Raw genomic sequence first — 22,455 nt, 5'->3', positions numbered from 1 at the left:
CTAGCCTTTTAAATTTAATGCATGGTTAAACTCTGGCACGATCACCTTAAGAGCAGGTGCTACCTCGTCATCTTCAAGCTGCAAAAGCCCATTTATCTGTGAATTTAAAAGGGTCAGATCATAAGGCTGCGAGTGTGTGACAAAGATCGACTCATACTTGGTTTGAACGTCATCTTTGTTGATAAGCAGCTCCTCATAAAGCTTCTCGCCAGGTCTAAGCCCTACAAATTCGATACCCAGATGCTCTTTATTTGAAAGCAGAAGCATCTTTTTAGCAAGATCGACGATCTTAACTGGCTCGCCCATATCAAGCACGAAAAGCTCTCCACCTTTTGCTATAGAGGCTGCTTGAAGGACTAGCTGGCACGCTTCAGATGTAAGCATAAAGTACCTTGTGATCTCTGGGTGAGTGACGCTTAGTGGCTTATTTGCAGCGATCTGTGCTTTAAATTTAGGTATGACTGAGCCACTTGAGCCAAGAACGTTACCAAAGCGCACGCAAACTATCTCGCAGACACCTGCTTCGTTTGAATTTAGTGCGTAAAGCTCGCAAACACGCTTAGTTGTACCCATTATGTTTGTTGGGCGCACAGCCTTGTCTGAAGAGATCATGACAAATTTCTTAACGCCGTATTTTTTAGAAAGATCGACTGCATTTTTTGTACCAAGGATGTTGTTTTCAACTGCTGAGCGAGGGTTTAGCTCGCAAAGCGGCACGTGTTTATAAGCAGCCGCGTGGATAACGATCTCAGGTTTAAAGTCAGCAAAGACTTCTTCAAAGTCCTTTAAATTTGTGATATTTACAAGCTTGCTAATAGTTTTTTTATCTTTTGTATCTTCGCCTATCTTATAAAGGTTAAACTCGCTGTGCTCAACCATTATAAGCTCACTTACACCAAATTTTAAGCATTGCTTACAAATTTCACTTCCTATACTGCCTCCAGCTCCAGTGACAAGTACTCTTTTATCTTTTAAGAAATTTGAAATAGCCTCTGGGTTTAAATCTTTTGGCTTTCTAGCGAGCAAGTCTTCAATAGAGATATCCTTGATCGGCTCATTTTCGATAAGCGAAAAGAGTTTCATATCTCTTATACCATATCCACTTAGCTCATCAACTAAAGCTTGAAGCTCGTCTTGATCAAGTGCTAGTGCGATGATAGCAGTCTTTGCGTCGTAGTCTTTTATAAGGTTTGGTATATCTTTTTTATCTTGAACTAAAAATCCATCACAATAAGTACCAACAAGGTCGCTTCTACCATCTACCACTCCAACCGCGTAGTAGTCAAGATACCCTTGTTTTAAGCCACGCAAGACGTGAAGCGCTTTTGAGGTAGCGCCTATAACGATACAAGGCTCACCTTTGTGAGGTTTGTTTGAAAAGTCAAGCACCATGCGTTTTGAAATTCTTAAAAGCCCAACAAGTAAGCATGAAATAAGAAGATCAATGAAAATAACGCTTCTTGGGTACGGATTTAAAAAATCTTGAATGATAAAAAAAATGATCGTAAATAAAACCGCTGAGCAAACGTGAGCTAAGAAAATTTTTCTTGCTTCGTTTAATCCGAAAAACCTCCACGGCACCTTGTAAATTTTAAACATCCACATAAAAAAGAGCTTAAATACGATCAAAAATCCAGCCGTTACAAAAAGCCCTTGCACGTAGATATCTGGGATGTCAGCGTTAAATCTTAAAAGATAAGCCGCATATATCGAAAAGATAAATATAAAAACATCGCCAAGAAGGAAAAATACAAGCCTTTTTAACTTTGTTGCATGAAACATTTACGCATTTTCCTTGACTATTTTTATCACTCTTTCTTGTGTCTGCTCGCTCATATCACTGCCACTTGGCAAGCAAATTCCTCTTGAAAATAGATCTTCACTATATCCATCGATAAAGCTTAACGCACCCTTAAAGACAGGCTGTAAATGCATAGGCTTCCAAAGTGGGCGACTCTCGATGTTTGCATCAGCTAGTGCTTTTATAACTTTTAAATGTGTATCTTTTTTGGCAAAAACGCCAGTTGTCAGCCATCTGTTACCACGAGAATTTGCTAGCTCTGGCATAAATTCTAAAATATCGCCAAGCTCTTTTTCATAAATTTCAAAGACTTTTCTCTTTTGCTCGACTCTTTTTTCCAAAATTTCCATCTGAGCCACGCCAATAGCACCTAGTACGTTGCTTAAGCGGTAGTTGTAGCCATAGTCTTTGTGCTCGTAGTGAAGCAGTGGCTCTCTAGCTTGAGTGCTGTAAAATCTAGCTTTTTCTACAAATTCCTTGTCACCAACTAGCATACCTCCGCCTGAAGTAGTGATTATCTTGTTGCCGTTAAAGCTATATGCACCCATCACGCCAAATGTGCCAAGTGCCTTACCGCCGTAAAATCCGCCAAGTGCTTCAGCTGCATCTTCAACTAAAGCGATGCCCTCGTTTTGGCAAATTTCACAAATTTCTTTCATCTTTGAAGCTTGCCCGTAAAGATGAGTAACGACTAATGCCTTTGGCTTTTTAGGTAAATTTGAGATTGCTTTTTTAAGTAGTTCTGGGCTTAAATTCCAACTCTCATCGCAGTCTATGAATACTGGAGTTGCTTTTTCATAAAGTATAGGCGAGACTGAAGCCATGAAAGTAAAACTAGAAGCCAGCACAAAGTCGCCATCTTTTACGCTAAGGACGCGAAGTGCTAGGTGAAGTGCTGCTGTTCCAGCGCTTAGCGCAAGAGCATCTTTTGCTCCAGTGTAGCTTTTTATACTTTCTTCAAATTTATTAACATACTCGCCAAGTGGCGCTATATAGTTGCTTTCAAAAACTTTTTTTATATATTCTTGCTCTTTTCCGCTCATATTTGGTGGAGATAAAAAAACTCTATCCATTTCATCCCTTTCGTGATTTTTTGGCGATTTTAGCACTTATTTTTAAATTTATATCTTAGCGCGCTCGCTCGCTGGCACGCCGTAAGCCTTTGTGTCATCTTTTATATCTCTAACAACCACGCTTCCAGCGCCGATGATGCAGTTTTTGCCAATACTTATACCTTGAATGATGCTTGAGCCGATACCTATGTGCGTAAATTCGCCCACGCTAACATTTCCAGCAAGGGCTGCATTTGGGCTGATGTGAGCAAATTTACCTATCACGCACTCATGCTCTATCACCGCGCCAGAATTTATGATAGCACCCTCTTTTATGCGGGCTTTTGCGTTTATAACGGCATTTGGCATGACAACTACGCCTTTTTCTATCACAGCACTTTCGCTCACAACCGCACTTTTATGGATCAAATTTACTATATCAAAGCCAGCAGCCTCTACTTTTTGGCTGATCTTTTGCCTTGTTTTGTTTTCGCCAATAGCTATTATGATGTCTGCTTTTTCAAGCTCTGGGCTAAATTTACACTCACTAGCATCATCTAAAAAAACTATCTCATCATAGCCGTTGCTTCTAGCGATGTCAGCTACGACTAGCCCGTGACCGCTTGCTCCGTAGATGTAAATTTTCTTAGTTTTTGCCATTAAATTTCTCCGTCGTAGCCTGCCCCTCTTTGCTGACGCCACTTCGTTTTAGCACCTTTTCGATGGTCTGTAAGGCAATCTTTACATCAAGCATAAAGCTTAAATTTTTAGCGTAATAGACGTCGTACTCAAATTTTTTCTCCCAGCTTATGGCGTTTCTGCCATTTACTTGCGCTAGCCCTGTGATACCTGGACGTACGTCGTGACGGTGCTTTTGCGTTTCGTTATAAATAGGCAGATACTCAACTAAAAGCGGCCTTGGCCCAATGAAGCTCATGTCGCCCTTTAGCACGTTAAATAACTGTGGTAGCTCATCGAGGCTAAGCGAACGGATTAGCTTACCAAATCTACCAAGACGCTGCTCATCTGGCAAGAGCTCGCCATTTGCGTCACGCTCATCGCTCATCGTCTTAAATTTATAAATTTTAAAAATTTTCTCATTAAGACCTGGTCTTGCCTGCGTGAAAATAACATCACGGCTTACTTTAAAATAGATAAAAATCGCCGTTGCTATGATGATAGGTGACGTTAAAATGAGCAAAAACAAAGCCCCCAAAATATCAATCACCCTCTTTAAAAAATTTCTATACATCTATAAATTTCCTATAAATTTCTATATATCTTTTTGCGATTTGCTTCTCGTCAAACTCACTCACCGCCCAGTCCCTGCCATTTTGCCCAAGTTTAGTGCAAAGCTTCTCGTCATCAAGTAAAATTTTTATCTTACTAGCAAGATCGCTTGCGTCTTTTACTTTGCATAAAAGTCCGTTATAGCCCTCTCTTACAGCTTCATTACAGCCTGTCACGTCGCTTGCAACGACTGCTTTAGCCATACTCATCGCCTCTAAAACCGTTCTTGGAAAGCCCTCTTTGTAGCTAGGAAGTGCTAGCAAGTAAGATGCCTTTAAAAGCTGTGGTATGTCGTTTCTAGCGCCAAGATAACATACTTTACCACCTTTTAAAAAGCTCTCGTCCGCAGTTGATTTATTACCAGCAAAGCCCTCACCCACAAAGATAAATTCGCAGTTTTTGTAGCCATTTAAAATTTCAGCTGCCTCGTAAAATTCTCGAACACCCTTGTGCCACATCGCTCTTGCGATCATCAAAATGACCTTTTTTTCACCAAGGTCAGCCGCCTGCGTGATAGCTGGGTCAAATTTAGCAGTATCAACACCGACACTTTTTATGCGGTAAACTTTACTTTTATCTATCAAATTACGAGAGATCATATAATTAGCGTCAGAGTCGTTTACAAACACGCAAGCATCAGCCTTTGCAAAGGAAAATTTATAAAGACTCTCCATGACAAAACGCACAGCCTTCGTCTTAATATCATCATCGATATAAAAGCTACCAAGGCCTTCAACTAAATTTATCACGTGTTTTATGCCAGCGTTTTTAGCGGCAAACGTGCCAAATACATTTGACTTGTGAGCGCCAGTTTGAAGCAGGTCTAAATTTAGCTCACCTAAAATTTGAGATAATTTTTTTGAGTTATTTATCACAGTTAGCGGATTTAGGCTCGCCTTATCAAGCTCGTAGGTAACAGCGTGAAAGCTTTTGGCAAGCTCATCAGTAAAATTTCCTTTTGGAGCGATAGCAAAAACTTCATGCCCCATATCTTTTAAAGCCTGCATTATAGGGCGTCTAAAAAAGTGTATGCTCATATCAGCGTGGCTTAAAAATCCTATCCTTGCCATCTCTACCTCTTTAGCCTATAAACTTTTGCCGCCCCGTCAAGTATGACTGGCTCAAAGACCTTAGGATCGTATCTTTCAAGCACGAAAAGCTGGATGTAGGCGCTATTTAAAATGCTCTCATCAAGGATGATGAATCTGCCATAATCCCTCATAAAAATGACAGAAATATTTGAGCTTTCGTTATTTTTATACTCTTTGACATTTAGCTTGCCAGCCTCGTTATAATCAGTCTCTATGAAAGATTTAAGAGGCAAGATATTGCCATCATAGATTAAATTTGTGACATCACTTGTGAGCGTAAAACCACCATTTAGTCTAATGCCATTTTCATTTTGAGAGATCGCTCTTGTGACGATAAAAAGGCCGTTGTTTAAATTTTTACCGCTTTTTAGATCGATCTTGCTAAATTGCAAAATGGTCGGAAAAATACCAAGCATCCTATCTGGCAAGTAGTAGTAAATATCCCTAGTCTTTGCTGGCAGGCTAAAATTTGCCTCTTTTATATCGCTAAAAAAATGATCGATGCTTGCATTTCTCTCTTTTAAAATTTGAGCCAAATTGCCATTAAATCGCTCTTTAAAATTTCTCTCTGTGTACTCAACATCAAGTCTTGCCATATTTGCTGAGCTTATCTCATCGCTTCCAAGCGCAAAACTCACGGCAAAATTTTCACGTCCAAGGTGCTTTCCGCCATCAATGAGCGTCTTAACATCGCTGTAATATCTAATCGGATATCCATAGTCCCACCACGCAACCACGTAGTCCTCGCGTCCTGCGATACCTTTTAGCTTATTTAAAATTTCAACCTCTTTGTGCACAAAAACTGGCTCAGCTTTGTAACCATAGATATGAATGAGCGCTGGAGTAAGAGCAAGCACGGTTATAAAAGCTCTCGCAAGATTTAGCACCGCTCCTTTTAGCTTTAAATTTGAAAGTATAAACTCCACCAAGTAGCCAAATCCAAGTGCCATGATAGGCACAGCATAAATAGTAAATCTAAGGCCGCTTTTAAAGGCTAAAAAGCCAAGAGCTAGCATGCCAAGCGAGATGGCAAATGAGCGGTATTTAAAGCAAAAAAGAGCAACGCCAGCAAGCGAGATCAAAAATGTGATGACATTTGCGCTAATCCTCTCGCAAAATAGCGTAAAATCAACGATGCTTGACTCTTGAATAGTCTGATTGACATTAAAAAAGTGAAAACTCATACCGCCAACTTCAGGCGCATCTCTAAAGACGTAAAATTTAAGCTGAAAAATAATCGGATTTAGTCCGCCACGAATGACAAAAACTATAAAAATAACTGCCAAAATACCAAGAGCAATTTTTAAATTTATCACCTCTTTTTTAAAAAGACAAAGTGCGTAAATAGCGATGATAGCGATAAATTTAAGCGTTAGATCAAGGTTCGAAATAGCAAGTAAAAGCAGTGAAATTTCAAGGTAAAAAAGTGGATTTTTCCTATCAAAGATGAGCGTGTAAAGTAAAAATAGCCCAGTTAAAATGCTAATAAGCGAAAACGCACTCGCATACCACCACATATAAATAAGCACACTCAAAGGTGCGATTATTAGGCTCTTTGCGTCCTTTTTCTCAAGCACCCTAACAAGTCCCCAGACGACAAAGACGCTAAGTGGGATGATGAGCATGTCAGTGTCGTAGTATCCTGCCATCGTGCGGTTGTAGTAGCTATTTGCGACGACAGCAAGAAGTGCGGCGATGAAGCCAGCAAATTTGAGCTTATACTCATTTGCGATCAAGATGACTGGCACAGCGACAAGCGATGAGAAAAATACGCTCATATAAATCATCGCCGTCTCAAGCTTGACGCCCAGAAATTTCACGATCCAGTAAGTAAGCGTCGAGAGCGGATAGCCGTAGTAGCTAAGGTCGTTTTCTTGGTGAAAGCCAGCCAGCATGTCCCTTGCACCCTCGGCAAATGCGTAGCCGTCGTTTGTGCTGATCATCAGCTCGTTGTTCCAGAAAAATACCGGATATTCACTCGCCCAAAAGACCCAGTAAAGCCTGCAAATCACGCTAAAAAAGACTGCGACAAATATCATCAAGTATAAAGAGTAATTTTTAAAAAATAAATTTCTATTCATTAGGATTTTCCAAAAAATTTATAAGCTCGCTCGCTATATTTTCACTATCAAAAAATTTAGCCCGATTATACGCAACATTTTCAAAATTTTGCCTTATTTCAGGCGCATTAAGCACCTTTATCATCGCCTCTTTCATTGCATTTTCATCATCAACAGGCACCAAAATGCCAAACTCACTCTCGCCCAAAAGCTCCTTTGCACCGCTTTTATGCTCGGTTGAGATGATAGTTTTCTCACATGCTAGTGCTTCAAGCAGGACATTTGAAAAGCCCTCAAAACGCGAAGCACAAAGCAAACACGAGGCATTTTTTATGTGTCTAAAAGGATTTTTATCAGTGCCAAGAAGCTTTACTCGCTTATCTACGCCAAGCTTGTTTATTAAATTTTGCAGCTCATCCTTTAAAGGTCCTTTGCCAAGGATGCCAAGCGTGGCGCGAGGGTCGTTAATAGAAGCTATTATTTTTATTAACATGGCTTGATTTTTACCGCTATCAAGGCGGCCAATATTTATGAAAAATGGACTAAAACCACTCTCAAGCGGCTCATCTTTTAGCAAATTTATAGTTTTTAGATCAAGGGCGTTATAAAGCACCTTTGTTTTTGCCTCGCTCATGCCAAAATTTTGCACCAGATCCTCTTTGTTGCCAGCTGCATTTGCAAGGATGAGATCAGCTTTTTTATAAAGATGAGTGAGTAAGAATTTATTAACCCTACCGCTTAGATCGTTTTTATATAGGATCGACGGACAGCTTCGCTCGCTGATAACTAGCCTCTTTTTAAAGCCCAAAATTCTAGCAAGCCCAGCAATATAACAAGGGCGGTTCATCAGCACAAACTGCATATCTATGCCCAAATTTTGACAAAGCTTTTTATACTTAAAGGCAAGCATTGGCATCGCTAAAAAGAGCCTTGCAAGCTTCTTTAGCCCGCTTTCATAAGGATCGCTATTTTCTATAAAGTGGATTTGCACCTCGCTTGGGATCTCATAGGCGATGACCTTGCTCATTAAGATGAGATGAACTTCATAACGTTTAACCAAAAATGGCAGTAAATTTGCCACATTTCGCTCAGCCCCACCAGGTCCCATCGAGTATAAAAAAACGGCTAATTTTTTCACTTGCTAACAACCTTTTTGATAAATTCTCGCCACTGCTTGATGATGTTTTCTTTGCTAAATAAATTTGCACTTTCGCCGGCATTTTCTGCTAGTTTTTGCCTTAAATTTTCGTCTTTTAAAAGCATTTCAAGCTTATCTTTTAGGTCATTTGCGTCGCCATTTTTAAAGATAAGCCCGTCCGTGCCGTCATTTATAAGCTCTCTTGCGCCCACGGTGTCGCTACTTAGCCTAGCGCAACCAAAAGCGCCTGATTCGATTAGCACGTTTGAAAGCCCCTCGCTTCGTGAGCTAAGAATAAAAATTTTTGCCTCGCTATAAAGCTTACTAACGTCGCTTATGTGGCCTAGAAATTTTACGTTAAGCCCTAAATTTGACGCCATTTGCTTTAGCTCGGCTTCCTGTCTGCCACTACCTGCGATCTTTATCTCCCAGCCATCAAGCAAGCTCTTATCCACCTTGCTAAGTGCCTCAAAATAGATATCATAGCCCTTTACTGCCTCCAGCCTTGCCACGCTTAAGATGACATTTTGCTTCTCACAATTTTCAGGCACATCGATAAAAAGTGGATTGTGGATAACCTCGCAGTTTTTGACAAATTTATAGTACTCGTAGTCGCTTTTGCTTAGCACGCTTAAGCCATCTACAAATTTATAGGAAATATCACGCATAGCGCTTGCGACCTTGCTTTTTAAGTAGCTATGCTCGTGATGCTCGGTTGCTATTAGTTTGCTCCTTAGACCAGCATTTGCCAACACACAAGCGACATTTGTCCAGTCGATAAAGCTCATTATCAGATCAGCCCTTTGCTCTTTAAAAAGTGCTCTAAGAGCTAGGATTTTCTTAAATTTTAAAGCGAGCCCTGAGCCAGTGACGTTAAGGTTTATGATATTTATATTGTCACTAAATTTATAAAGCCCAAGGTCCTCTTCAAGCAGAGCGATAGTGATCTCATTGTCCTTGCTAAGCTCATTTGCAAGCACATTTAGCACACGTTCAGCCCCACCATTTCTAAGTGCGGCTATGACAAAAAGAATTTTCACTTCACACCTCCAAGCCTTAAAAGCTCTAGCCATTTTTTATAAATTTGCTCCACGCTAAACTCATCAAGCCTTGCTCTTGCGTTTTTGGCAAATTCGCTCATTTTTGCCTCATCTTGCAGCAAATTTGCAAGCTTTTCGCTCATCTGATCAGCGTCATTTATCTCGCAAAGCAAGCCATCAAAGCCATCTTTTATAAGCTCTTTTGCCCCGCTAGTTCTTGTTGCGACCCGCACGCAGTCATAGTTTATCGCCTCTATCAAGGTGTTTCCAAGACCCTCGAAATTTGAGCAAGAGAGCAGCACCTTTGCCCTTTTATAAAGCGAGGCGATGTCGCTTACATTGCCTAAAAACTGGACATCAGCGCCTAAATTTTTAGCTAAATTTTCTAAATTTGCTCTCTCGCTACCATCTCCAGCGACAGCAAATTTATAGCCGCTTTGCTTTAAGCTTGCAGCCACTCTTACAAACATTTCGCAGTTTTTTATCTTATTTAGTCTGCCAACAAAGATGACTAAATTTTCTTTATCAAAGCTCTCGCTGCGCACCTCTTCAAAGAGCGGGTTGTAAATTTTCATCACATTTTTGCAAAATTTAGAGTAGTAGCCTAGATCCTCGTCGCTTAGGACGCTAAGTGCGTTTGCAAATGGATAGCTTATGCGTCTTAGCACCTTAAAAATGGCTCTTTTTGGCGCAAGGTAGTTTGTGTGCTCGCTTATGATTATAGGTGTTTTTAGCCCAGCCGAGCTAAATAGCACCAAGGTATTTACGGCGTCTAAAAAGGATATCACAGCGTCAAATTTGCCCTCTCTTATGAGCGCTCTTAAAGCAAGCACCTTTAAAACTCTCTTTTTTAAATTTCCAACAAAGCCAAACTCATCAGCCCCAACGCCCAAATTTATGAGCTTCACGCCACTTGCTAGCTCGTAAAATGGCTCATCTTTGTCAAATTTAACAAGGCTTACCTCGTGATCCATGCTAAATCTTGATGCGATCACCGCGCAAACTCGCTCCGCACCGCCACTTCTAAGCGTTGATGTGACAAATAATATCTTCATACGCCAAACCTTTGCTTGATCTTTACTCTAAGCTTTGAAAGTGCCGGCAAAATGCCACTTGGAAGCGAGCTAAGTAGTAAGAAAATAAACGCCTCTTTGCTAAATTTAATGCTAAGACTTTTAAAGATACACCTTAACATCAGGCCATATTCGCCAGCGATTTTGGCGTAGTAAGCGGCGTTTTTATACTGCATAGCTAGAAATTTTGGCTCGTTTTTGATAGCGATGTCGTAGTGCAAATTTGCCGTTTTGATATAGGCATTTGCAACATTTAACGCGTGCTTGCCGGCATTTAGCGTCGCACTATCACTTCTTGCGATACGGTAGATGTAAAGTGGCTTTTTAAGATAAAAGACATTTTTTTCAAAAAAGCGGATGTAAAGCTCATTTTCGCCGCCAAAACTGCTCTCATCAAACCTAAAATCATCTATAAATTCACGTGAAAAAAGCTTGAAATACTCGCCATTTATCCGCCCACAGTGATAATCAACCTTACTCATCACCCCGCTCTTATTATAAGGGCTTCTACCAGCTATCACCTCGGTCATCACGCCATCTTTCTCGCAGATCGCATCTGCAAAAACGCACGAATACTCGCCGCTTTTTAAAATTTCATAGCACTCTTTTATAGCATCTGGCAAAAGCTCATCGTCATCGTCAAGCAAGCAGATAAACTCGCCTGTTGCGTTGTCAAAGCCGTTATTTTTGTTGCCATTTGGGCTCTTTTTGTGAGCGCTATTTTTTACAAATTTGATCCTAGCGTCGTTAAAACTCTTGCAAATTTCACTCGCACTCTCGTCATCGCCGTCGTCAGTGACTATGATCTCTAGGTTTTTATAGCTTTGAGCTAGAGCGCTTTTTATGGCCTTTTGTAAAAGCTCTGGACGCTTGTATGTCGCAGTTACGATGCTGATTAATGGCTCGCTCATCTAGCCCCTTTTAAAAATTCTCTCATAGCCTTGAAGCTTTTCAAGCCGTGAGAAAAGTATAAATTTAATTGTTTTTATGTAGGCCTTTAAATTTGCGCTGTATCCTCTCTCAAGGCGCTCGCCCTCGATGTTTGAGCCACTTAGATCAGTTGGATGCGAAAAGAGATCGCAAAAATACATCTGCATCTCATTAACACCAAGCAAATAGTCCCAAACATCGGTCGTACAAAGCGCACGCTTATGAATTTCAAGCAAATTTTTTGCGCTTTTTTTAGTTAGCACATAAGCCCCTGCTCTATAAATACTTGAAAATGAGTGCTTTGAAACCTGCCATAGTGGCTTACTTAGGCTAGTATCCACCTTTTTGCCAAAGGCGCTAAACCTGCCCTCCAGACCATCTTGCATGCCACATATGAGCACGCTATTTTCAGACATCTTGCTAGCTGCTAAAAAGGCCTCTTTTATAGCTAAGTCATCTCCAATCACGTCGTCTTCAAAGATGAGGGCAAATTTCGCCTCACTTGCCAAAAACGCCTCGTAGGCTTTTACATGCGAGAGCGAACAGCCAACCTCTGCTGGGCTTAAAACCTTGCCGTAAGCTTTAAATGATGGCGAAATGATCTTGTAGTACTCCCTCGCGTTTAGCTCCCTGCCATCAACTGCATCTATTAGCTTAAAGCTATCATAAGAGCTAAATTTTTGCTTTAAAAGCTCGCGCCTTTTGGTGTCTTTAGCCAAAGAGATCAGGTAAATTTCATCCATTTAAGACCTTTTAAATTTTTTTAAAATTTTACGCCAGACTATGCCTCGCTCAAAAGCATTAAAAAACAAAAAATATCCCAAAACATAAGCTGCGCTGGCGTAGATCGCAGCAAAGATAGCAAATTTTAGCCAATTATCTAAGCTCACAAAGTCCTTGCAGGCAAACATCGCAAGCACGCAGAGCGCAAAAACGGCTAAATTTTTAAAATAGACCCCGTAAAATGTGGTGAGCTTCACTTCTAAATTTAAAGCGGCATTTATGAGGTCAAAGCCGAGAATTCTTATGCTATAAAAAATGGCTGCGACGATGACGATGCCATAAACGCCGTAGTCACTAAATTTAAGCAGTGCGATCTGCGCTATGATCGTGCTAACGCCAAGGATAGTGTTAGCAATGGCTGGGCGGCGAAGCTTGTTTGTCGCGCTATCAAGGTTAAAAAGCGAAAAAACAAAGCTTATAAATACGATAGGCACAAGCGTGATCATTGAGACACTATATATAAATTTAACCTCATCTGCGCTTTTAAAAGGTAGCCAAAGCGTGTAAAAATCAAGCCCAAAAACGACGAAAAATGCGGCCGGAGCACTCATCACAAAGGCGATCACCTTCATTGAAAATTTAGCCTCTTTTATGAGGTCTGTGATCAAATTTTTAGAGTAAAGCTCGACAAATTTTGGTGCAAAGATACCGCTAAGCTGTGCTACAAAGCTCTCAAGTATGATAGGGGCGGCCTTGGCGACAGAAAGAAGGCCAGTGGCGTTTGCATTGACAAAAATGTTGCAAATAAATAGGTCCATGCCTGTTAAAAGTATGCGATTTAGCGCATTAAAGCTGTTCCAAATGCCAGAGCTTAGAAGCTCTTTGATCTTAGAAAAGTCAAATTTACTAAGGCTAAATTTTAGCTCTGGCGTGATGCGAGCTGACATAAAAATGGTGCTAAAAAAGACAAAAAGGCTAGCAACTAGCGCTGAGATGGCGATGTAAGAGATGAACGGCTTAAAAAAGAAAAAGAGCGCCACGATGAGGGCTGCTAGGATCGCGCTTGAGATGGCGTTTCTGATGGAGAGTAGATAGAGCTTGTTTGTCACAAAGGCGCAAACCGTCAAAACGCCGTTAAATAGCCCAACGCAGAAATTTATAAAGTAAAAAACAAGGGTCATTCTCACATCAAAGAGTAAATTTTCAGGGACGTTTAAAAAGCTTTGCAAATTTAGTATAAAAATGGAGCTAAGCACCACTACAACAGCGCAAAAGAAGATATTTACAACAAGCACTGACGAGTAGTAGGTGTTTGCAAGGCTTAGGTCATTTTTGTGCCACGCATGAGCGACAAAGCGCCCACTAACCGAGTTTATCGCCACGCTCACGACTGCTGCGTAGCTAACTATGGCGTTGCTAAGTCCCACAAAGCCAAATGCCTCGTTGCCAAGACTTTTTAAGATAAATGGCGTAAGAAAGAAATTTATGCCCATTGATACGACAAAAACGACGATCGAGCTTATTAGATTGATTAGCATTAGACTTTTAACCTGTAAATTTTTACGCCATTTGAGATGACAAATGGCTCAAAGTATCTATCATCGGCCTTTTCAAATATATAAAGCTGCACAAAAGATGAGTTAAAAGCATTTTCATCAAGCAACAATATCCGCGCATAATCTTCTAAAAAAACCACATAAATTTTAGCGTTTTCATCTATGATTTTTTCATCTATTCGCAAATCTTTTCCGGTTCCTTTTACCTTATAAAATGATTTTACGGCTATTTTTTCACCGTTATGTATGATAAATTTTTGCTCATTTGTAGGTAAAATATAACCATCTCCAAGGTCGATACCAGCTTTGCTAACGCCATTTAATGCACTAACATGATAAAAATCCTCTTTTTGCCTTTTACCAGTTGTGACGTCGATATAGCTATATCTAAAGATATTTGGCGCGATGTCAATCATATTAGGCACAAGATAGTAATAAACCGCCTTCTTTGCCACCGGCTGAGAAAAATTTTCACTCTCAAGCTGGCTTAAAAAAGTATTTATATCGCTTGTGTTGTAGTCTTTTAAAATTTTATCTATTGGCCTTACATTTTGCTCAAGCGAGATGTCATTATACGTAACTGCCACTCTTGCAAGTCTAGCCGAAAATGCCTCATCTTTTCTCAAAGCAAGGCTAACAAAATAATTATTTTCGCCACCTTGTCTGCCAGGATCATTTAAAGTCATAACATCTGCAAAATACCTTATAGCATATCCGTAATCCCACCATGAAAATACATAATCATCGTGCTTTGCTACCTTTTTGAGCCCATCAAGCGCTACTGCTTCATCACGGCTAATTACAGTCTTTGGCCTATATGAATAAGCAAAATCTAAATTTATAGCAAGAGCGGCTACAGCAAAAACTAAAAATGATAAATTTTTAATAGAATTTCTAAGATCAAATAAATTTAAAAAAAAATGCAAAAAATACCCAAAACCAAGCGCAACAAGTGGTGTTACATACATAACAAATCTAACTCCGCTAAAAAAAGAGAGGAGTCCAAGTCCAAGCATTGGCAAAGTAAGTAAAAATGGACGAAATTTAAAGCAAAGTAGTAAGTATCCAATAATAGCCACCAGTAGTATAAGAATATTTCCCGACATGAAATAGATAAAATACAAATGGCTAGCACTTTTTACTTCACTGATGAAATTATGCTCATTTATAAAGTGAAATTTATCGCTAAGAATTTCATTGCCTTTAAAAACATAAATACTAATTTTTGAGGTAATGAAATCAAAACCACCAAAATAGATAAAAATAGCTAGCATTAAAGTAAGAAAAATGGCTAAATTTCTAGCTGAGAGTAAATTTTTATATTTGCAAAAAAGAGAGAAAAATAAAGCAATAACTGCTAAATTTAAAATCAAAATTTTATTTGCTATTAGTGGATCTTTAGTAAAAACATTTGAGCTTACAATGCTTATAAATATAAAAAATATCGCTTGATAATTTTGCAATCTATCTCGCATAAAAACTAGCGTATATAGTAAAATCATAAAGAAAATGCTTAAAATAAGTGCATATGAGCTTTGATACCACCAAAGATAAAGCGATACAAAAAGGCTCGGCAAAACGATAAATTTTTGTTCATTTGTGTTTAAAAGCCTGATCAAAAAATAGATGATAAAAAGCGCAAATGTGACATTTAACATGTCGCTATCAAAATATCCAGGCGATGTCCTTGAAAGATAGCTTGGCAAGATAACACTCATAAATGCAGCCACAGCCCCAGCTTTTAGCGCCTTAAACTCATTTGATATTAAAATGACTGGAAGTGCAATAAGAGGAGCTAAAAAGATACTCATGTAAAACATCACGCTTTCGATCTTAAAAGGAAAAATTTTGCAAATATAAAAAACTATGGTTGAGATTGGGTGATTAAAGGGGCTAAAGTCATTTTGCTGATGAAAGCCAGCCAGCATATCTCTAGCGCCCTCTGCGTAATAATATGCGTCATTTGTCGTAAGCATAAATTCGCCATTAAAGTAAAACTCTGGCATATCCTTTGCCCACAATACCCAGAGCATCCTAGCCGCAAATCCAAACAGATAAGCAGCCAGAAATATAAGTAAAATTTTACAATTTATGCTTACTTTGTGCACTAAATTCCTTACAGCCTAGCGTCAGCCTCTGGGTAGATATTTTTTATATCATAAACTAAATGGCCTTTTAAATTTAGCTTTTTAAACTCATTATGAGCTACGGCGATCACGATGCAGTCGTAGTCGTTTAGGTTATACTCTTTTACTAGATCAAAGCCGTACTCGTGTTTTACCTCAGTGCTATCAGCCCAAGGATCAGTCACATCGACCTTGCAGCCAAAATCTTTTAGCTCATCAACCACGTCTATAACGCGAGAATTTCTTATATCTGGGCAGTTTTCTTTAAATGTCATACCAAGAACAAGCACGCGCGCTTTGTTGATAAGCACGCCTTTTCTTATCATTAGTTTTATCACTTGATCAGCTGCGTATCTACCCATATCATCATTGATGCGGCGGCCTGCTAGGATCATTTCAGGATGATAACCTACTTCTTGAGCTTTGTGAGTGAGGTAGTATGGATCTACGCCGATGCAGTGTCCACCAACTAGACCTGGGCGGAAATTTAAGAAATTCCACTTCGTACCTGCAGCCTCAAGCACGTCGATAGTGTTTATGTGAAGCTTTTCAAAGAGCATCGCAAGCTCGTTTATAAAGGCGATGTTTATATCGCGTTGGGTGTTTTCGATGACCTTTGCGGCCTCGGCTACTTTGATGCTTGAAGCTTTGTGAGTGCCAGCTGTGATGATAGAGCGGTAAATTTCATCGACCTTCTCAGCGATCTCTGGAGTTGAGCCACTTGTGATCTTTTTGATCTTTGTCACTGTGTGCTCTTTGTCGCCTGGGTTTATGCGCTCTGGAGAGTAGCCGCAGAAGAAGTCTTTGTTAAATTTAAGCCCACTCTTTTCAAGAAGTGGCACGCAAATTTCTTCTGTAACGCCTGGATAAACGGTGCTTTCATAGACAACAATGTCGCCTTTTTTAAGCACTTTTGCCACGCTCTCAGTCGCTTTTACCACTGGAGTTAGATCAGGGCGCTTGTTCTTATCTATTGGAGTCGGGACGGTTACGATGAAGAAGTTGCAACTTCTAATATCATCTAAATTTAGACTAAATTTCATGCCATTATCGATTGCTTTTTTCATCTGCTCGTTGCTAAGTTCAAGCGTTCTATCGTAGCCATTTTTAAGCTCTTCTATACGCTTTGCATTTACATCAAAGCCTACTACTTCGTACTTCTCGCTAAAAGCTGCTGCAAGTGGAAGTCCCACATATCCAAGTCCTACTACTGCTATTTTCATTTATTTTTTCCTTTCTTTTTTGCTTCTATCTTTTTTACGCGCTCATACATTCTTATTTCCGCACTTACACCTTTTGGAGTTATGATCCTAATAGGGCTAATGCCTGGTAAAATTTTAGTAAATTCATAATAAACCCGTCTCTTTTTCTTTGCGTCCTTGCAGAGCATCATCGTTTGCGCTAGCTCATCCCCGCCATTAAATTCGTAATAAATCCCGTGCGCGTCTTCTTTTTCCTCGAGTTTTCCGCCGAGTAAAAAGGCAAAGTTGCAGTCGATTTCTATCTCTTTAAAAAATGCGACTTCGTATTTAAAATAATCAGGCGGCATCTTTGAAATAGGTAGCTCAAAGATATTTTCCTCGGTTTTTGGCGCGTTTTCGCCTGCAAAAAGCGCAAACGGAAGCACGCAAGCTACGATAAAAAGTAAAAATTTTCTCATGCCTTTACTCCGATTTGAAAATACTTAAATCCATGCTCGGCTAAAATTTTAGCGTTGTATTGATTTCGTCCATCAAATATGACAGCATTTTTTAGCCTCTCTTTGATCTCCATAAAATCAGGCGATCTAAACTCACTCCACTCAGTCACAAGCACCATAGCATCGGCGTTATTAAGCGCGTCATATTTATTTTTAGCGTATTTTACATCTAAATTTGGCATATATTTTTTAGCTTCTTCGCTTGATTTTGGATCATAAGCGACCACTTTTGCGCCAGCTTCGTCTAAAAGCTTTATCAATGTTATCGAGCTAGCCTCGCGCATATCGTCTGTGTTTGGCTTAAATGCAAGCCCCCAAAGAGCGATAGTTTTGCCCTTTAGATCGCCGCCAAAGAAGTTATAAATTTTATCAAACAGTACTCTTTTTTGAGCCTTATTTCTTGACTCGACCGCGTTTAGAAGCTCTGGCTCAAAGCCATTTTGTCTAGCTGTGTAGATGAGTGCCTCGACGTCTTTTGGAAAGCAGCTGCCACCGTATCCGCAGCCTGGATAGATGAAGCTATAACCGATACGAGAGTCGCTGCCGATGCCTTTTCTTACTAAATTTACATCAGCGCCCACGCGTTCACAGATATTTGCTATCTCGTTTATGAAGCTTATTTTGGTTGCTAGCATCGAATTTGCAGCGTATTTTGTCATCTCGGCTGATTTTACGTCCATACAAATGAGCCTGTCGTGATTTTTCATAAATGGCTCGTAAAGCTCTCTCATCACGCTAAAGCCCCACTCGCTGCTAGCTCCGATAACTACGCGATCTGGCTTTAAAAAGTCCTCGACTGCCGCACCCTCTTTTAAAAACTCTGGGTTTGAAACGACTTCAAATTTAACCTCTACATTTCTCTTTTTAAGCTCAGCCTCGATCACCTCATGCACCTTAGCTCCAGTGCCTACTGGAACGGTTGATTTATCTACGACTATTAGTGGTTTGCTTAAATTTTCTCCGATCGATTTTGCCACCGAGAGAACGTATTTTAAATCCGCCTGTCCATCAGCGCCCATAGGCGTGCCAACTGCGATAAATAGCACATCTGCATGCTCTAGCGCCTCAGTTATCTGCGTACTAAATTTAAGCGAACCATTTTTGTAGCACTCGCTCACGATATCAGCAAGCCCTGGCTCATATATCGGCACGATACCGTTTTTTAGTGCCTTGATTTTTTTTTCATCGACATCGACGCAGATCACGCTATTGCCCATTTTAGCAAAGCATGCACCACTTACTAGCCCGACATATCCGGTTCCAATCACAGCTACTTTCATACTTATCCTTAAATTTTCTTTTCCCACTCAAGGGCAGTTTTTATGATGAGCGCTAGATCGTCTCTTTTTGGCTTCCAGCTTGTTAGCGAGCGTAGTTTGCTTGCGTTTGAGATAAGGATAGCTGGGTCGCCGTCCCTTCTTGGCGCATTTAGCACTTTAAAATTTACTCCGCTTACTTTTTTTGCAGTTTCGATGACCTCTTTTACGCTAAATCCTCTGCCATATCCCACGTTAAAAGTTTCACTTCCATTTTGGCTGATATACTCTAGCGCACTGATGTGAGCATCTGCTAGGTCACTAACGTGAATGTAGTCTCTTACACATGTGCCATCTTTTGTCGCGTAGTCATCGCCAAAGATGCCCATGCTCTCGCGCTTACCAAGTATAGTTTGCACAGCCACCTTGATAAGGTGCGTGGCATTTGGATAGTTTTGACCGATAAGTCCCTCTTCGTCTGCACCTGCCACGTTAAAATAGCGCAAAATCGCAAATTTGAAATTTTCATTTGAAGCGGCGTAGTCTTTGATGATCTGCTCGCTCATGAGCTTGCTTCTGCCGTATGGATTTATCGGGTTTGTAGGCGTTGTTTCGCTCACCTCCGCCACGTCTGGCTCGCCATAAACTGCAGCAGTTGAGCTAAATATAAATTTATTTACATTGTAAGCTTTTGCATATCTTAGCACCCTTGCGACGTTTGCGGTGTTGTTTAGATAGTATTTTAGCGGCTCGCTCATACTCTCAAAAACCTCTATAAACGCTGCAAAATGGATGATCGCATCAAATTTGCCACTTTCAAAAATTTCACTTAGATCATCTTCTAAATTTGCGTTTATAAATTTAAAATTTCCGATTTTTTGAAGCGCCTCAAGTGCTTTTTGTGAACCCTTGCAAAGATTGTCGATAATGGTTATCTCATCTTTGCCTTGCTTTAAAAGTGCTTTTACTACGTGGCTGCCGATGTATCCAGCACCACCTGTTACTAAAATTTTCAAGTTTAAGCCTTTCATAAAAAGTGGTTAATTTTATCAAAAATAGAGTAAAGCAAAAGTAAAGCAAGGCTTTTGAATAAAATTTAATCCTCTCTAACCCTCAAAAATATAGGAAATCTTGGCTTGCCGTTAGAGGTTAAATTTTGAAATTTATATGTGATTATGGAGCCTATCTTTGGGGGATTTCGGCGCTTTTCATCGCTTAGTCCAGAGCCTATTTTAAAGATAGTGCCAGATTTTGGCTCACCAGATTTTTCTTCACCCTGCTTGCCACCAAGCGCTTTGCATGTAAGCGAGCCAATAAATTTTGCATATTTGCCGCTACCTTTATTTATAGCGATTACTTCACACTCGGCATCTTTAAATTTTTTAAATTTCAGTGCATTTTTGCTTCGTTTTCTCTCGTATGGCGCATTTGGCTCGCGCACGACTGCTCCCTCGCCGCCTTTTGCGATGATACTTTCAGTAAATTTCAAAAACTGAGCGTTATCTCGCATTTTTATCTGTTTTATGATCATCAAATTTTCATTTGGCTCATTTTTTAGAAATTTAGCTAAAACTTCAAGACGGTCAAGCAAGCCACCATTTGCCTCGGGCACATCAAAAATATGAAATTTTAGCCTATGCCAAGCTTTTTCATCGGGCAACTTATCCATCACTATTGCTTGAATTTCTTCAAATTTAAGCTCCTTTGCGTAAAGCTCGCCATCGAGTGCAAATTTTGGGAAATTTTTAGTAAAACTTAGCGGCGCATTCAGCCTTTTGCCTTGCCTTGAGAGTAAATTCTCTCCGTCCCAGTAGGCACGCACGCCATCAAGCTTTTCGCTAGCTAGCCAGCCTGAGACATTTTGATCTTTATACTCGCTAAGGCGCAGCAAATCAAGAGAAAATGCAAAATTTAAAAGGAGTAAAACCGCAAAAAATATTCTAATCAAGCTTTTGCCTTGCAAAAGCAATAATCCATATGATCGTCTACAATGCCCACACTTTGCAAAAATGCATAGGTGCTAACAGAGCCTAAAAATTTAAACCCTCGCTTTTTTAGCTCCTTTGCCACAAAATCAGACATCGGCGTAGTGGCTGGCACTTGTTTGATATCTTGATAGTGATTTATGATCTGCTTGCCGTCAAATTTTGGGTCAAATTTTCTTAACAAATATCCCCAAAGATAGTCATAAAAGCTACCAAATTCTTGCGTTACGGATAAAAATGCAAGGGCATTTATAGCGAGTGATTTTAGTTTTAATCTATTACGGATCAGCCTCTCATTTTGCATAAATTTCGCTATCTCAGCCTCGCCGTAAAGCTTGATCTTCTCTGGATCAAAGCCATCAAACGCCTCTCTCATGGCCTCTCTTTTTTGAAGCACTCCATGCCACGAAAGTCCCGCCTGAAAGCCTTCCAAAACTATCATTTCGAAAAATTTTCTATCTTCTTTTACGACTTTGCCCCACTCGTTATCGTGGTAAGCTATATCAAGCTCGCCTTTTGCCCATTCGCATCGCCTCATCTGCGTCCCTTAAATCTTAACTCCGTAAAACTCGCAGTACCACTCGACAAATTTAGCCACGCCGTCGTTTACTTTTGTATTTGGCTTGTAGTCAAAGTCAGCCACCAAATCGCTCACATCAGCAAATGTCGCTGGCACGTCGCCTGCTTGAAGTGGGAAGAAATTTTTCTTGATCTCACGGCCGATCTTTATCTCAACTGCTTTTATGTAATCCATTAGCTCGACTGGGCTGTTGTTGCCGATATTATAGACCTTAAAAGGAGCTTTTGAAGTGGCAGGATCTGGGTGCTTTGCGTCCCAGTTTGGATTAGGCTTAGCAGGGTTGTCGATGCACTTGATGATACCCTTTACGATGTCGTCCACGTAGGTAAAGTCGCGCTTCATCTTGCCGTAGTTAAAGACGTCGATAGTTTTATCTTTAAGCGCAGCATCAACAAACAAAAATAGCGCCATATCAGGGCGTCCCCATGGTCCATACACCGTAAAAAAGCGAAGTCCAGTCGTTGGCACATTAAATAGGTGGCTATAAGTGTGTGCCATCATCTCGTTGCTCTTTTTAGTCGCTGCGTAGAGGCTTATAGGGTGATTTACCGCCTCGTGCGTAGAAAATGGCATGTTCTCATTTAGGCCATAAACCGAGCTAGAGCTTGCATAGACTAAATTTTTGATCTCATTGTGGCGGCAGCACTCTAGGATGTTCATAAAACCCGTGATATTGCTGTCTATGTAGGCTTTTGGGTTTATGAGCGAGTAGCGAACGCCTGCTTGTGCAGCTAAATTTACCACTACGTCAAATTTTTCTTTGGCAAAAAGCTCTTTCATCGTCTTTTCATCAGCGAGATCTGCTTTTATAAATTTTAAATTCGGATGCGTTTTTGAGGTGATAAGCTTGCCATAGTCTATCTCGCTAGTCTCAAAGCCAGCCGTTTTTAGGCGTGCAAGCTTTAAATTTACGTCGTAATAGTCATTTATCACGTCATACCCAACAACCTCATCGCCACGTGCCACAAGGGCATTTGCAAGGTGAAATCCTATAAATCCAGCTGTTCCAGTTACTAAAATTTTCATATTTTTCCTTTCATTTTTGGCTTATTTTA

The 22,455-nt window shown here is 40.2% G+C and carries 20 protein-coding genes; all 20 read right to left on the bottom strand.

Annotated elements, in window-relative coordinates; all coding sequences use genetic code 11:
* Positions 1 to 1,782 carry a UDP-N-acetylglucosamine 4,6-dehydratase (configuration-retaining) gene (pglF, locus tag CVT13_RS07980; protein WP_107812195.1) on the bottom strand — a complete coding sequence of 594 codons (1,782 nt, stop codon included), beginning with the start codon at positions 1,780 to 1,782 and terminating at the stop codon, positions 1 to 3.
* Positions 1,783 to 2,874 carry a UDP-N-acetylbacillosamine transaminase gene (gene pglE / locus CVT13_RS07975; protein WP_107812194.1) on the bottom strand — a complete coding sequence of 364 codons (1,092 nt, stop codon included), beginning with the start codon at positions 2,872 to 2,874 and terminating at the stop codon, positions 1,783 to 1,785.
* 48 nt (positions 2,875 to 2,922) lie between these two features.
* Positions 2,923 to 3,513, bottom strand: coding sequence for a UDP-N-acetylbacillosamine N-acetyltransferase (gene pglD, locus CVT13_RS07970; RefSeq protein WP_107812193.1), 591 nt, complete (start codon positions 3,511 to 3,513; stop codon positions 2,923 to 2,925).
* A complete protein-coding gene (pglC, locus tag CVT13_RS07965; protein WP_021091777.1) occupies positions 3,500 to 4,105 on the bottom strand; it encodes an undecaprenyl phosphate N,N'-diacetylbacillosamine 1-phosphate transferase in 606 nt (201 codons plus the stop codon). Before pglC ends, pglD begins: the two co-directional genes overlap by 14 nt.
* Positions 4,098 to 5,213 carry a N,N'-diacetylbacillosaminyl-diphospho-undecaprenol alpha-1,3-N-acetylgalactosaminyltransferase gene (gene pglA / locus CVT13_RS07960; protein ID WP_107812192.1) on the bottom strand — a complete coding sequence of 372 codons (1,116 nt, stop codon included), beginning with the start codon at positions 5,211 to 5,213 and terminating at the stop codon, positions 4,098 to 4,100. Before pglA ends, pglC begins: the two co-directional genes overlap by 8 nt.
* A 2-nt stretch (positions 5,214 to 5,215) precedes the next feature.
* The gene (locus CVT13_RS07955) at positions 5,216 to 7,315 is read right to left on the bottom strand and encodes an STT3 domain-containing protein (protein ID WP_107812191.1); all 2,100 of its coding nucleotides are present in this window, start codon (positions 7,313 to 7,315) and stop codon (positions 5,216 to 5,218) included.
* Positions 7,308 to 8,432, bottom strand: coding sequence for a glycosyltransferase (locus tag CVT13_RS07950; RefSeq protein WP_107812190.1), 1,125 nt, complete (start codon positions 8,430 to 8,432; stop codon positions 7,308 to 7,310). Before CVT13_RS07950 ends, CVT13_RS07955 begins: the two co-directional genes overlap by 8 nt.
* Positions 8,429 to 9,472, bottom strand: a complete 1,044-nt coding sequence (locus tag CVT13_RS07945; protein WP_107812189.1) for a glycosyltransferase — start codon at positions 9,470 to 9,472, stop codon at positions 8,429 to 8,431. Before CVT13_RS07945 ends, CVT13_RS07950 begins: the two co-directional genes overlap by 4 nt.
* Positions 9,469 to 10,527, bottom strand: a complete 1,059-nt coding sequence (locus CVT13_RS07940; RefSeq protein WP_107812188.1) for a glycosyltransferase — start codon at positions 10,525 to 10,527, stop codon at positions 9,469 to 9,471. The genes CVT13_RS07945 and CVT13_RS07940 overlap by 4 nt, the downstream gene beginning before the upstream one ends.
* The gene (locus CVT13_RS07935; protein ID WP_107776326.1) at positions 10,524 to 11,456 is read right to left on the bottom strand and encodes a glycosyltransferase family 2 protein; all 933 of its coding nucleotides are present in this window, start codon (positions 11,454 to 11,456) and stop codon (positions 10,524 to 10,526) included. Before CVT13_RS07935 ends, CVT13_RS07940 begins: the two co-directional genes overlap by 4 nt.
* Positions 11,457 to 12,218, bottom strand: a complete 762-nt coding sequence (locus tag CVT13_RS07930) for a glycosyltransferase family 25 protein (protein WP_107776325.1) — start codon at positions 12,216 to 12,218, stop codon at positions 11,457 to 11,459. It abuts the gene before it with no gap.
* A complete protein-coding gene (locus CVT13_RS07925) occupies positions 12,219 to 13,736 on the bottom strand; it encodes an MATE family efflux transporter (RefSeq protein ID WP_107776324.1) in 1,518 nt (505 codons plus the stop codon). It abuts the gene before it with no gap.
* The gene (locus CVT13_RS07920; protein WP_107812187.1) at positions 13,736 to 15,862 is read right to left on the bottom strand and encodes an STT3 domain-containing protein; all 2,127 of its coding nucleotides are present in this window, start codon (positions 15,860 to 15,862) and stop codon (positions 13,736 to 13,738) included. The genes CVT13_RS07925 and CVT13_RS07920 overlap by 1 nt, the downstream gene beginning before the upstream one ends.
* 8 nt (positions 15,863 to 15,870) lie before the next feature.
* Positions 15,871 to 17,103 (bottom strand): nucleotide sugar dehydrogenase, encoded by a 1,233-nt coding sequence (locus tag CVT13_RS07915; RefSeq protein ID WP_107812186.1) that lies wholly within the window; start codon positions 17,101 to 17,103, stop codon positions 15,871 to 15,873.
* On the bottom strand, positions 17,100 to 17,540 hold the full coding sequence (locus CVT13_RS07910) for an ecotin family protein (protein WP_107770771.1): 441 nt from the start codon (positions 17,538 to 17,540) through the stop codon (positions 17,100 to 17,102). Before CVT13_RS07910 ends, CVT13_RS07915 begins: the two co-directional genes overlap by 4 nt.
* Positions 17,537 to 18,859 carry a UDP-glucose dehydrogenase family protein gene (locus tag CVT13_RS07905; RefSeq protein WP_107812185.1) on the bottom strand — a complete coding sequence of 441 codons (1,323 nt, stop codon included), beginning with the start codon at positions 18,857 to 18,859 and terminating at the stop codon, positions 17,537 to 17,539. The genes CVT13_RS07910 and CVT13_RS07905 overlap by 4 nt, the downstream gene beginning before the upstream one ends.
* Positions 18,860 to 18,867: 8 nt before the next feature.
* On the bottom strand, positions 18,868 to 19,851 hold the full coding sequence (galE, locus tag CVT13_RS07900; protein WP_107812184.1) for a UDP-glucose 4-epimerase GalE: 984 nt from the start codon (positions 19,849 to 19,851) through the stop codon (positions 18,868 to 18,870).
* 80 nt (positions 19,852 to 19,931) lie between these two features.
* On the bottom strand, positions 19,932 to 20,780 hold the full coding sequence (locus CVT13_RS07895; protein WP_107812239.1) for a DNA ligase: 849 nt from the start codon (positions 20,778 to 20,780) through the stop codon (positions 19,932 to 19,934).
* Positions 20,780 to 21,358 carry a DNA-3-methyladenine glycosylase I gene (locus tag CVT13_RS07890; RefSeq protein WP_107812183.1) on the bottom strand — a complete coding sequence of 193 codons (579 nt, stop codon included), beginning with the start codon at positions 21,356 to 21,358 and terminating at the stop codon, positions 20,780 to 20,782. Before CVT13_RS07890 ends, CVT13_RS07895 begins: the two co-directional genes overlap by 1 nt.
* Positions 21,359 to 21,367: 9 nt before the next feature.
* A complete protein-coding gene (locus CVT13_RS07885) occupies positions 21,368 to 22,426 on the bottom strand; it encodes an NAD-dependent epimerase (RefSeq protein ID WP_107812182.1) in 1,059 nt (352 codons plus the stop codon).
* Positions 22,427 to 22,455 lie beyond the last annotated feature (29 nt).

Source organism: Campylobacter concisus (genome assembly GCF_003049085.1).
GTDB lineage: Bacteria > Campylobacterota > Campylobacteria > Campylobacterales > Campylobacteraceae > Campylobacter_A > Campylobacter_A concisus_H.
The sequence above is the reverse complement of the archived record's forward strand: the minus strand, read 5'-3'. Positions and strand labels throughout refer to the sequence as shown.

Excerpts from the sequence above, each read along its gene's own strand:
- pglF (WP_107812195.1), bottom strand. The coding sequence starts at position 1,782 with ATGTTTCATGCAACAAAGTTAAAAAGGCTTGTATTTTTCCTTCTTGGC.
- pglE (WP_107812194.1), bottom strand. The coding sequence starts at position 2,874 with ATGGATAGAGTTTTTTTATCTCCACCAAATATGAGCGGAAAAGAGCAA.
- pglD (WP_107812193.1), bottom strand. The coding sequence starts at position 3,513 with ATGGCAAAAACTAAGAAAATTTACATCTACGGAGCAAGCGGTCACGGG.
- pglC (WP_021091777.1), bottom strand. The coding sequence starts at position 4,105 with ATGTATAGAAATTTTTTAAAGAGGGTGATTGATATTTTGGGGGCTTTG.
- pglA (WP_107812192.1), bottom strand. The coding sequence starts at position 5,213 with ATGGCAAGGATAGGATTTTTAAGCCACGCTGATATGAGCATACACTTT.
- CVT13_RS07955 (WP_107812191.1), bottom strand. The coding sequence starts at position 7,315 with ATGAATAGAAATTTATTTTTTAAAAATTACTCTTTATACTTGATGATA.
- CVT13_RS07940 (WP_107812188.1), bottom strand. The coding sequence starts at position 10,527 with ATGAAGATATTATTTGTCACATCAACGCTTAGAAGTGGCGGTGCGGAG.
- CVT13_RS07935 (WP_107776326.1), bottom strand. The coding sequence starts at position 11,456 with ATGAGCGAGCCATTAATCAGCATCGTAACTGCGACATACAAGCGTCCA.
- CVT13_RS07930 (WP_107776325.1), bottom strand. The coding sequence starts at position 12,218 with ATGGATGAAATTTACCTGATCTCTTTGGCTAAAGACACCAAAAGGCGC.
- CVT13_RS07925 (WP_107776324.1), bottom strand. The coding sequence starts at position 13,736 with ATGCTAATCAATCTAATAAGCTCGATCGTCGTTTTTGTCGTATCAATG.
- CVT13_RS07915 (WP_107812186.1), bottom strand. The coding sequence starts at position 17,103 with ATGAAAATAGCAGTAGTAGGACTTGGATATGTGGGACTTCCACTTGCA.
- CVT13_RS07910 (WP_107770771.1), bottom strand. The coding sequence starts at position 17,540 with ATGAGAAAATTTTTACTTTTTATCGTAGCTTGCGTGCTTCCGTTTGCG.
- CVT13_RS07905 (WP_107812185.1), bottom strand. The coding sequence starts at position 18,859 with ATGAAAGTAGCTGTGATTGGAACCGGATATGTCGGGCTAGTAAGTGGT.
- CVT13_RS07890 (WP_107812183.1), bottom strand. The coding sequence starts at position 21,358 with ATGAGGCGATGCGAATGGGCAAAAGGCGAGCTTGATATAGCTTACCAC.
- CVT13_RS07885 (WP_107812182.1), bottom strand. The coding sequence starts at position 22,426 with ATGAAAATTTTAGTAACTGGAACAGCTGGATTTATAGGATTTCACCTT.